Consider the following 10,440-nt stretch of genomic DNA (forward strand, 5'->3'; position numbering starts at 1 on the left):
TTGTGCATGAAAGATATATCCATTTTAACCCTTGGAAAAATTAGATAACAACTATTAAAACTGTTCGTAAAAAACGTTCAGAAAAAACTTTATAAACTTATGCTTTCATATGCTTGCAGATGCTAATATTTGCTATTCCATTTGCTCCTTTACAATTTGTTCCTGTTCTCTTACAATGTGTTCGTTGAACATGGAGAAGGAGTATACCCACCAGCGTTCACTAATACATATACGGGACGGTTTCGAATCGAACGGCAGTGGCCGCACAGACATGATTCGGCACAGGAGGAATGACACATGGCTACGTTCGCACAGTTGACACAGGAGCAGAAGAGCGTTGTCGAGAAAGCTCGCAATCGTGTCATTGAAGCGATCGGACAAAATATGGACTTGTATGGAATGACCCATTCGACAGGTCATCTGTACGGCTTGCTGTTCTTCAGCGATCATCCGATGACATTGGATGACATGAAGCGGGAAATGGAAATGAGCAAGACTAGCATGAGTACGGGCGTGCGAACTCTTGTGGACATGAAAATGGTGCACAAAGTGTGGGAGAAGGGGACGCGCAAGGATCTATATGAGGCGGAGCAGGATTGGTATCAGACCTTTACCGACTATTTTGGCCTGAAGTGGAGAAAAGCGGTTGAGATGAATATGTCCGCCATCCGACGCTCGATGAGGGAGTTGGAGACGCTGCGCAGCAGCTCGGATGATGATCAGCTTGCTGCTGTCATCTCTCTAGATCTTTCCAAGATGAGGCAGGCGGAAGCCTACTACGAATGGCTTGACCGATTGATTGATGCACTCGAGTCCGGGGATATTTTTTCACTTGTGCCGAAACGAGAGCAATAAACGAGTGAACAGCTTGATACTAGCTGCAATGATCCGCATAATTTAATTTCACTAGTTTTAATAATTTTAACTATTTTAGTAAGCTTGAAGAGGGCGGTAACCAACCGTCCTTTTTTCTTCCGGTTTTTCCCTGAACATTGTCTCTTTTTCCTAAATGCTATATTATATATATTAAATTAATAATTAAGGATGATACGAATGAGCTATGATTCTCGATCGCCGCTATATTTGCAAGTACAGCGATATATTGAGGATATGATTCAAAATAAACAGCTGAAGCCGAATGATCGAATTCCGACAGAGAAGGAGCTGATGGAACAGTTCCAAGTAAGCCGCATTACAGTTGTGAATGCGCTTGCAGCACTTGTGAAGGAAGGGTTGATCTATCGAGTTCCGGGGAGAGGAAGCTTTGTCTCAAAGCAGATTATGGGCAAAATGATCATGGCCCAGGAAGAGTCGAATAACGCAAATACAAATGAAATGCGAGATAGCAGCGTGTCAGGATTTGCCGGACGTGAACGAAGAAAGAAAGTCGTGGGATTCGTCATGCCTACGCTCGATGATTATTTTGCGATGAGACTAATAAATTCCATTCAGAAAACGCTGAATGAGCGAGGTTATTCCCTTATCGTTGCATTCAGTGGAGGCTCGAAGGATCGGGAGGAACAGCAAATACGAGAGATGCTGGAGATGGGCATAGCGGGCTTGCTGCTGTTTCCGGTGGATGAAGATATGTATAACGAGGAAATTCTGTCATTGAAGGTGAATGGCTTCCCGTTCGTGCTTATTGATCGCTATTTGCCTGGAGTGGATACGCATTATGTGTGCTCGGACAATCGCCTAGGGGCTGAAATGGCTGTCGCTCACTTGTGGGAGCTGGGACACCGCAATATTGCAATATGTACGGATGCATTTCGGGATTGCGTCAGCGTGCAGGATCGCATAGCTGGATATATGAATGAATATCAGAGAAGGGGTGCCATGATTAATCCGGCGCTTATTTTGACTGATTTCACAATTCCTGTCGGCGAGGAAGCGGATGATTCTGTTTTGGCTCGGTATATGAGGAGCGGGATAGCTACTGCATATATTGCATTGCACGGCAAACTAGGCATGCGTATGCACCAAATTGCGAAGCGGGCTGGACTACGTGTTCCCGAAGATATTTCGATAGTGACATTCGATGATCCAGAGCATCTGGAAGAGAGAGAGACATTTTTTCAGTCATATTTATCAAAATGAAGCGCAGATTGGCCGCCGAGCGGCTACGATTCTGGCCGATATTATGGATCGTCCGGAGCAGGACGGTGCAGCAGGCAAGGAAGTGTATCATAAAGTTATTCTTGAGCCTCAGTTCGTAAACAGACGTTCAACTGGACCATGTCAGTCTGAACAGTAACCCCCACATTATACTTCACATCACCGCCAATCTCAGCGTACATGCGGAGATTGGCGGAATCATGAACAGGGTAATTCATAGATAGAGCTACACCCGAATTTCAACCAAAGTGAGTACAGAGAAGAAGTGGACAATAGAGCCCGCTAACACGAATAGGTGCCATATCATATGATGGAAGGGGAAACCTCTCCATACGTAGAAAATCGTACCCAGCGTATACAGGATGCCGCCGATGACCAGCATGGTCAGACCGAAGGATGGCATAGTTTCTGTCAGTGGATGCCACGCCCACACGATGAGCCAGCCCATCGCAATATAGAGCAGCGTGGACATAAAGAGGAATCGTTTGGTGAAGAATGCTTTGAATACTACGCCTCCGATAGCAATTGTCCATACAATCGTGAATAGTGTCCAACCAATAAGCTTAGGCAGTGCGATTAAAACCAACGGTGTATAGGTGCCGGCAATAAATAAATAGATGGACGCATGGTCGAATGTTTCGAACAGATCCTTAACCTTGCCTTCGGGGAAGCTATGCACCAATGTTGATGAGGTATACAGGAGCAGCATGGATATGCCATAGATCGTAAAGCTGACGACATGAATGGGCTGTCCATACAAGGCGGCAAATACGATTAATAGCGTCAAGGCAGATATGCTCATGACCACGCCAATTCCATGAGTGATCGCGTTAGCGATTTCTTCGCCGCGCGAGTAGGTGTGAGTATTAGCCATACGGCGGCACCTTCCTTTCTATTGGATCCGTTCATGCGGATCTAGTTACTTCTATTGTAACGAAGTGGGAAGGGTGCTGCAAATGATCCATAATACTTTTCAAAAAGGTAACAAACAGAGGAACGTAGAGGCCGTTACATAGCAACAGCGCCGTCATCTATCCGTTTCCGGCATAGGCTTCGGCGCTGCTCTGCTTTCTTATTCGGTACTACTTGCGTATACGGCTTTCGGGTCCAGCTGCCTCGCAGCAAGCTAGGGTCGAGTTGTCCTGCGCGCTCTAACTTGCGGCGCTTGTTGGATGTCTTGCTCATGGTATCCCTCCTATATGTTTATCTCACACAGCATAACCGCTGCCAATGGAAAAATCAATAACCGTAAGTCCTAATTAGGATTAAGGGGGCACTTCCTTCTCCTTAAATGGACGATACGAAGCCAAAGGAGCTGTATAGAAATGATTATTCGGACGAGGAAAGATGAAATCGTATTCATTGCACAACATGACCATGGATATCTATCAGGCGAAATCGCTTCGAAGTTCCGAACGGAATTGCTTGGTACACGTGACGGATATGAGGATGCCGTATATGCTGCCTATGAGCATGATTGCAGCTGGATCGGACTTGATGATACACCCATTTGGAATGACGCACAGCAGGAGCCGTATACATTCATGGATTATCCGATGCCCTTAAGGCTTGCATTCTATCGAAAGGGGCTGGACGATATCGAGAAAGTCAATCCATATGCCAGCCTATTATGCAGTAAGCATTTCGCTTCTTTCTTTCATATAGAGGAGCAGAAGGACGTAATCGAATTTCTTCAGCATGAACGGCAGCGTCAGCGGCGAATAAGGGAACAATTTGTGGATTTGCCGGATTTGACAATAGCCAATCATTTTCGAATGCTTCAATTTTGCGATGATCTGTCCCTGTATGTGTGCTTAAATGAGCCAGGAGTGTCAAAAGATAAAGAGTTTCCTTGGTATCAGGACGGCTTCGAGCGTACAGAACCTTTTAATGTACAATCAGGTGAGCAATTGCAAGCCGAGTGGCTGGATGACAGGACGATTCGGGTAACTCCAACTCCATTTACGGAACCGTTTACCGCCATGTTATCTTATAAAGTTGTAGCCAAGGAGCGAATACGCAAGATAGGGATTGCGAGCGCCTATAAGGAGGCTGAACGGAGAAAGCAGGTCATTCATTTCGTGTAATTTTTCATGAGTGATGAAGGGGGGAGCGTAGGGAGTGTCGTCCTAGAATGCGGAGTATGAGAACGATATAGGGGAAACTATGGGGAAGGAAAGGGAGGTAGAGGAGCTTGAATAGCAGAAGTATTAAGGCTCTCTCCTTAATCGGCTTAGGCATTTTGCTGATGCTGGTTACATGGAGCGGATGGGGCGCCGAGAAGTTTGCAACTGCAGGAAGCATATTTGGTTATTTTTGGCCGACATTGTTTGTCATCCCACTCGGATTATTTTTTCATTTTATGTTCTTCTTTGTTACCAAGGGGCGCGCAGCGGGGCTGCTCATACCTGGCGGAATTTTGATCGTCAGCGGTGTGGTATGTCAAATCGGGATGCTGTTCGATGCATTCGGTACGGTATGGCCTGGATTTCCGCTTGCGGTGGCCTTCGGCTTATTTGAATTTTATATCATGGGGAACCGTAATAAATGGCTTCTTATTCCGATTAGTATTCTGACCTGCGTATCGCTTTTGTTCTTTGCCGTCTTTTCCTTGAGTATGTTTGCAAGCTCTTCCCTAATCGGGATTGCATTCGCAGCGTTTCTTATTATGGGTGGATCAGCGATGCTGTACAAAAAACCGGAGATTTCGGATTTTTAACATGTACATAAAAATGTTTTGCTTATAAAAGATAGGGGAGTGAACCCCTAAATACAGGATAGCGGTGTACGCTGATGATTTGATGATCACGGTGTCACCGCTTCATTTTTTTGACCAGGAAAAAATAGTGAAAGGCTCGCATAAGTGTTCCATCCACCTTGAATGGTCTTGTGCTTTTAGGTTTTGGTTTGTTTTATGATATAAGATATAACATAGATCACACAATTTAGTTAAAAATGTGTCCAAATATTGACATTGATTATGACGATATGATAATATAACGTTAAAATAACGCACCATGAAAAAAACGTATTACAAATGCTCGACAATCCTGAATAACTCATTGATTTTGAATTAAAAAACTCCAGCATTCAGCACGGCACTGTGCATCTACACGATCTTTGCAACGCATACGCAACAATCTCCACATCTAAGCCAACAGGCAGCAGCGCTAAACCGCGAGGACGAGCGCATTCACATTATCCTTCCAGATGAACACATCACACAGTCTAGGAACGAATTTTCTATGAAGCAGCAGAGTGAGTACATAACATGTCTCGATATCGCAAGAAAACCTTGAAAACCTTATGCCAAACAACTCGCCAATACGCTTTTTATCTAATCACTATAATGAAAGCGCAATCAATACCAATTATTGTTGCAAAGGAGCGAGGTTGGATGAAACTGTTTTTCCCGATTTTTATGGTTTGCTCACTGTTGCTGGCGGCATGTGGGAACTCGGGCGAGCCGAAGGACATGGGCAAGGATGGCGACGGCAATAAGATGGTTAAAATCGGCATTGCGCAGTACGCGAATCATCCTTCGCTGGATGGGGCGCGAGAAGGCTTTTTGCAGGCACTGAAGGACGCTGGGTACAAGGAAAATATCAATTTGCAAGTTGATTTCCACAATGCGCAGGGGGATATGAACAACAATCTTACGATCGCTCAAAAGCTGGTAGGCGATAAAAATGACCTCATTCTGGCAATCGCCACACCGACCGCGCAGGCGGTTGTGAAGGCGACGAAAGACATTCCCGTACTGTTCACGGCTGTGACGGATCCGGTTGCATCGAAGCTGGTCGGCAGTCTTGAAAAGCCTGGAGGCAATGTGACGGGCACGCGCGACACGAATCCTGACTCGATTAAGAAGACAATGGAGACGATTAAGAAGTTTTTCCCTGAGGCCCGCAAGGTAGGCGTTATCTACAATTCTGGGGAACAGAACTCTGTCGTCAACATTGCCAACGTGAAGCAGGTGCTGAAAGAAGGCGGATTGGAGACGGTTGAATCCACCGTTACGAACAGTTCGGAGGTGAAGCAGGCCGCTGATTCGCTGGTAGGCCGCGCGGATATCATCTATCTCCCGTCTGATAATACAGTCATTTCAGCATTAAGCTCGGTCGTATCTGTAGCCAATAACAAGGACATTCCGCTTTTCTGCGAGAGCAGTGAATCAGTTGGAGAAGGCGCGTTCGCATCGATCGGATTCAAGTATTACGATCTGGGATATGCGACAGGCGAGATGGCTGCAAAGGTGCTGAAGGGTACATCTCCGGCAGACATCCCCGTTGAGGTCTCCAAGAAGCTGGATCTGATGATCAACCCGAAAGCGGCAGAGGCGCAAGGAATCAAATTGACCGAAGAGATGACACAAGGCGCAATCCTGATAGAGAAATAAGTCGTTCCAAATTAGGAGGATGCTATCGTGCTATATGCGCTGACAGGTTCTTTGGAAGCAGGGGTCATTTACGCGTTGATGGCTCTGGGCGTTTATGTAACGTTTCGGATTCTCGACTTTCCCGATTTGACCGTCGATGGCAGCTTTGCCACCGGCGGAGCCGTGGCGGCGGTCATGATTACGTCCGGCTATTCCCCACTGCTCGCTACATTGGGCGCGCTGCTGGCAGGATGCGTGGCGGGTACCGTAACTGGACTGCTCCATACGAAAGGGAAAATTAATACGCTGCTGTCCGGCATTATTTCGATGATTGCATTATATTCGATCAATTTGCGGATTATGGGCACGGCGAATACGTCGCTGCTGGGGGAAAGCACTCTATTTACGCAGATCAACTCCTTCTTGTCCAGTCTGCAGCCGCTAGCGATTTTAGCGGCCTTTGGACTATTCGTTCTGCTCATCAAATGGGCCATTGACAGGTTTTTGGATACAGAGATTGGCTTGGCGATTCGCGCAACCGGCGACAATGCGAAAATGATCCGCAGCCTCTCCGCGAATACCGACAATATGAAAATTGTCGGACTGAGCCTGTCAAATGGATTGGTAGCGCTATCCGGCGCGCTTATCGCCCAATATCAGGAATTTGCGGATGTCTCGATGGGAATCGGCATTATTATCATCGGCTTGGCCTCTGTCATTATGGGGGAAGCTGTGTTCGGCCATGCCTCCATTCGACGGGCGACCTTAGCCGTAATCGGAGGAGCTATTGTCTATCGCCTCATTATTATGCTGGCACTCCGCATCGGGTTGAATCCGAATGACCTGAAGCTGCTAACCGCTGTCATTGTGGTCGCCGCCCTCGTCATGACGCGGATTGTAGCAACGTGGAAAGAAAGGCGGATGAAGTCCTTGCAAGAGGATGTTCCACACCTGTCCATCGACCACGGAGCAAGGGGGGGAAGCCATGCTGAAACTTGAGGGGATTCGAAAAGTGTTCAACCGCAGGACAGCGAGTGAGAAAATTGCACTGCAAAATCTAAATTTGACGCTTCGCGAGGGTGATTTCGTAACGATTATCGGCTCCAATGGGGCGGGCAAGTCCACGTTGATGAATATGATCTCGGGAGGGATGACCCCAGATAGCGGCACCATTGAAATCGACGGCGAGAACGTGACCAGCCTCTCTGAATTCGAGCGCTCGCGCAAGATTGGACGCGTGTTCCAAGACCCGATGGCTGGTACGGCGCCGACGATGACGATTGAGGAGAATCTTGCGGTCGCTTTCTCGCGCGACAAAAGACGCACCCTGCACCGGGGTGTGAACAAGAAGCGGAAGGATCTGTTCCGTGAGAGTCTGGCCTCGCTGCATCTAGGCCTCGAGAATCGGCTGTCAGCTAAGGCCGGACTGCTGTCAGGCGGAGAACGGCAGGCGCTTAGCCTGCTGATGGCGACCTTCACGCAGCCGAAGGTGCTGCTGCTGGATGAGCATACGGCCGCGCTTGACCCGGCGCGGGCTCAGTTGATTACAGCGCTGACGAAGGAAGTCGTCGAGCGTTCCAATTTCACGACACTGATGGTAACGCACAATATGCAGCAAGCCATCGAGCTCGGCAACCGTCTGATTATGATGGACGCAGGCCAGATTATTTTGGATGTGCCGGAAGAGGAAAAGAAGCATTTGACGATTGAGGTATTGTTGAAAAAATTCGCCCAGTTGAAGGGAGTCGCGGATGACCGCTTGCTGTTGGGATAGCTAAAAAAGGAAAGGGAGCGGTAATGATGATTCAAAGTCAGGGGCATCCGTCTGCCTCGCCAGTTAAAGAGAGGGCAGGAAAGAAAACGCAGTATGAAGATATGCGCGGGCTGCTAGAGCCGTATCAAGTGCTTGAGCCCTATCAGGTGCTGGCGCCGGACGGAGAGCTTCGCCACCCTACAGAGGGAGACATTGACGAGGATCTGGCAATAAAAATGTACGAGAGCATGATGCTGGCAAGAATGTTCGATCGGAAGGCTGTCAACCTGCAACGGCAGGGCCGAATGGGTACGTACGCCCCTTATGAGGGCCAGGAAGCCTCCCAGGTTGGGAGCGCACTGGCGCTGTCCCCCAATGATTGGCTGTTTCCCAGCTATCGCGATCATGCTGCTGCGATTACGCATGGGCAGGCGCTCAGCAGGGTGCTGCTTTATTGGATGGGCCATATGGAAGGATCGATCAGTCCGGAAGGCCGCCATATTATGCCGCCGTGCGTGCCGATAGCCACGCATTTGACGCATGCTGTAGGCACATCGTGGGCCGCTAAGCTGAAGGGTGAGAAGCAGGCGAGCATTGTGTACTTCGGCGAAGGAGCAACCTCGGAAGGCGACTTCCATGAGGCTTTGAATTTTGCAGGGGTATATCAGACGTCTACTGTATTCTTCTGCCAGAATAACGGGTACGCAATCAGCGTGCCGTTCCATGCGCAGTCTGCTTCTCGGACGATCGCCCAGCGTGCGGCGGCTTATGATATGCCAGGAGTCAGGGTGGACGGCAACGATGTGTTCGCCGTTTGGCTGACTGTGCGTGAAGCGATTGAACGCGGCTTAAACGGCGGCGGACCGACGCTGATTGAGGCAGTCACGTTCCGTTATGGGCCGCATACGACCAGTGACGATCCGCGCAAATATCGGGATCAGGCCCGGCTCTCTGCCGAATGGAGGGAGCAGCGCGATCCGATAGAGCGTTTGAAGCGGTATCTTGTAAATAGGGGAATTTGGGGCCAGGAGCATGAGGAGTGTCTGATGGAGCGGATCAGCGGCCTTATCGAGGCCGCGGTTGCAGAGGCGGAGAGCTATCCGAATTCCCGGCCTGAAGATATGTTCATGCACGTTAGCGCTGATATGCCGTGGCCCGTGGCTGAGCAGCGGGAACAGTGCGGCCTGTATGTGGAAAGGCAGGGTGAAGCATGAGTCGGAACCTAACGATCTTGCAAGCGATTAACGAAGCGCTCGATCAGAAGCTGGCCGACGATCAGCGCGTCATGCTGACAGGAGAAGACATTGGCGTCAACGGTGGCGTATTCCGGGCAACGGAAGGGCTGTTCGAAAAGTACGGCAAGGAGCGGGTTGTGGATACGCCGCTGGCTGAAGCCGGCATTATTGGCTCGGCAATCGGTCTGGCGCTGAATGGTTTCATTCCGGTCGTTGAAATTCAGTTTTTGGCCTTCATTTATCCAGGCTTCGAGCAGATCGTCACACATGCAGCCCGCATGCGGTATCGGACGCGGGGACAGTACAATGTTCCGCTTGTTATCCGCGCGCCATATGGCGCGGGAATTAGAGGGCCGGAGCTTCATTCAGAGAGTGTGGAAGCATTCTTCGTTCATACGCCTGGGCTTAAGGTGGTCGTACCGAGCAATCCTTACGATGCCAAGGGTCTGCTTGTTAGCGCCATCGAGGATCCCGATCCGGTCGTATTTTTGGAACCGGCCCGGATTTACCGTGCTTTCAAGGCAGAAGTGCCGGAGGAGATGTATCGCATTCCGCTAGGCAAAGCGAACATCGTCCGGGAAGGAACAGATGTTACGCTGATTTCATGGGGGGCCATGATGCGGGTGGCGCTTGAAGCGGCGCGGCAGTTGGAGCAGGAGAAAGGCTGGTCCTGTGAAGTCATTGATCTCCGCTCGCTGTATCCGCTTGATCGGGATGCCATTGCCGCATCCGTGAAGAAAACGGGCCGCGCGCTAATTGTTCATGAGGCGCAGAAGACGGCCGGCGTCGGCGCAGAAATTGTCTCGTTGATTAATGACGAAGCGCTGATGTATTTGCGGGCTCCGATTCAGCGGATTACCGGTTTTGATGTTCCAGTTCCGCAATTCTCGCTCGAGGATGTCTATGTTCCGACGGTCGGGCGGGTAAGAGAAGGAATCGCTGCAGCGATACAGTTCTGA

11 protein-coding genes are annotated in these 10,440 nt (G+C 49.3%); 9 read left to right on the forward strand and 2 right to left on the reverse strand.

The window, feature by feature from the left end; all coding sequences use genetic code 11:
- Positions 1 to 297 precede the first annotated feature (297 nt).
- Both PAV_RS14985 and PAV_RS14990 read left to right on the forward strand, forming a co-directional pair.
- Entirely contained in the window at positions 298 to 855 is a 558-nt protein-coding gene (locus PAV_RS14985; RefSeq protein WP_005547604.1) for a GbsR/MarR family transcriptional regulator, read from the forward strand.
- 198 nt (positions 856 to 1,053) lie between these two features.
- Positions 1,054 to 2,097, forward strand: a complete 1,044-nt coding sequence (locus tag PAV_RS14990) for a GntR family transcriptional regulator (protein ID WP_005547606.1) — start codon at positions 1,054 to 1,056, stop codon at positions 2,095 to 2,097.
- A gap of 244 nt (positions 2,098 to 2,341) precedes the next feature.
- Here PAV_RS14990 and trhA read toward each other — a convergent pair whose 3' ends face one another.
- On the reverse strand, positions 2,342 to 2,989 hold the full coding sequence (gene trhA / locus PAV_RS14995) for a PAQR family membrane homeostasis protein TrhA (RefSeq protein WP_005547608.1): 648 nt from the start codon (positions 2,987 to 2,989) through the stop codon (positions 2,342 to 2,344).
- A 134-nt stretch (positions 2,990 to 3,123) separates the two neighbouring features.
- Positions 3,124 to 3,300: a hypothetical protein gene (locus PAV_RS35295; protein WP_005547609.1), complete on the reverse strand. Its 177-nt coding sequence runs from the start codon at positions 3,298 to 3,300 to the stop codon at positions 3,124 to 3,126.
- A 140-nt stretch (positions 3,301 to 3,440) separates the two neighbouring features.
- On the opposite strand from PAV_RS35295, the gene PAV_RS15000 reads away from it, so the two are divergent.
- From PAV_RS15000 to PAV_RS15030, 7 genes are all read left to right on the forward strand, one after another.
- Positions 3,441 to 4,202, forward strand: coding sequence for a DUF3891 family protein (locus PAV_RS15000; protein ID WP_005547611.1), 762 nt, complete (start codon positions 3,441 to 3,443; stop codon positions 4,200 to 4,202).
- A 107-nt stretch (positions 4,203 to 4,309) separates the two neighbouring features.
- Positions 4,310 to 4,834, forward strand: a complete 525-nt coding sequence (locus PAV_RS15005) for a hypothetical protein (RefSeq protein ID WP_005547613.1) — start codon at positions 4,310 to 4,312, stop codon at positions 4,832 to 4,834.
- 678 nt (positions 4,835 to 5,512) lie between these two features.
- Positions 5,513 to 6,514 (forward strand): ABC transporter substrate-binding protein, encoded by a 1,002-nt coding sequence (locus PAV_RS15010; RefSeq protein WP_005547615.1) that lies wholly within the window; start codon positions 5,513 to 5,515, stop codon positions 6,512 to 6,514.
- A gap of 27 nt (positions 6,515 to 6,541) precedes the next feature.
- Complete coding sequence (locus tag PAV_RS15015; protein WP_005547616.1) at positions 6,542 to 7,492, forward strand: ABC transporter permease; 951 nt, start codon at positions 6,542 to 6,544, stop codon at positions 7,490 to 7,492.
- Positions 7,479 to 8,267: an ABC transporter ATP-binding protein gene (locus PAV_RS15020; RefSeq protein WP_005547619.1), complete on the forward strand. Its 789-nt coding sequence runs from the start codon at positions 7,479 to 7,481 to the stop codon at positions 8,265 to 8,267. Before PAV_RS15015 ends, PAV_RS15020 begins: the two co-directional genes overlap by 14 nt.
- A gap of 101 nt (positions 8,268 to 8,368) precedes the next feature.
- Complete coding sequence (gene pdhA, locus PAV_RS15025; protein WP_051135149.1) at positions 8,369 to 9,460, forward strand: pyruvate dehydrogenase (acetyl-transferring) E1 component subunit alpha; 1,092 nt, start codon at positions 8,369 to 8,371, stop codon at positions 9,458 to 9,460.
- Complete coding sequence (locus tag PAV_RS15030) at positions 9,457 to 10,440, forward strand: alpha-ketoacid dehydrogenase subunit beta (protein WP_005547621.1); 984 nt, start codon at positions 9,457 to 9,459, stop codon at positions 10,438 to 10,440. Before pdhA ends, PAV_RS15030 begins: the two co-directional genes overlap by 4 nt.

The organism is Paenibacillus alvei DSM 29, assembly GCF_000293805.1.
GTDB lineage: Bacteria > Bacillota > Bacilli > Paenibacillales > Paenibacillaceae > Paenibacillus_B > Paenibacillus_B alvei.

Bases quoted from the DNA above. Each gene is read 5' to 3' on its own strand.
- trhA (WP_005547608.1), bottom strand. From the start codon at position 2,989: ATGGCTAATACTCACACCTACTCGCGCGGCGAAGAAATCGCTAACGCG.
- PAV_RS14985 (WP_005547604.1), top strand. From the start codon at position 298: ATGGCTACGTTCGCACAGTTGACACAGGAGCAGAAGAGCGTTGTCGAG.
- PAV_RS14990 (WP_005547606.1), top strand. From the start codon at position 1,054: ATGAGCTATGATTCTCGATCGCCGCTATATTTGCAAGTACAGCGATAT.
- PAV_RS35295 (WP_005547609.1), bottom strand. From the start codon at position 3,300: ATGAGCAAGACATCCAACAAGCGCCGCAAGTTAGAGCGCGCAGGACAA.
- PAV_RS15000 (WP_005547611.1), top strand. From the start codon at position 3,441: ATGATTATTCGGACGAGGAAAGATGAAATCGTATTCATTGCACAACAT.
- PAV_RS15010 (WP_005547615.1), top strand. From the start codon at position 5,513: ATGAAACTGTTTTTCCCGATTTTTATGGTTTGCTCACTGTTGCTGGCG.
- PAV_RS15020 (WP_005547619.1), top strand. From the start codon at position 7,479: ATGCTGAAACTTGAGGGGATTCGAAAAGTGTTCAACCGCAGGACAGCG.
- pdhA (WP_051135149.1), top strand. From the start codon at position 8,369: ATGCGCGGGCTGCTAGAGCCGTATCAAGTGCTTGAGCCCTATCAGGTG.
- PAV_RS15030 (WP_005547621.1), top strand. From the start codon at position 9,457: ATGAGTCGGAACCTAACGATCTTGCAAGCGATTAACGAAGCGCTCGAT.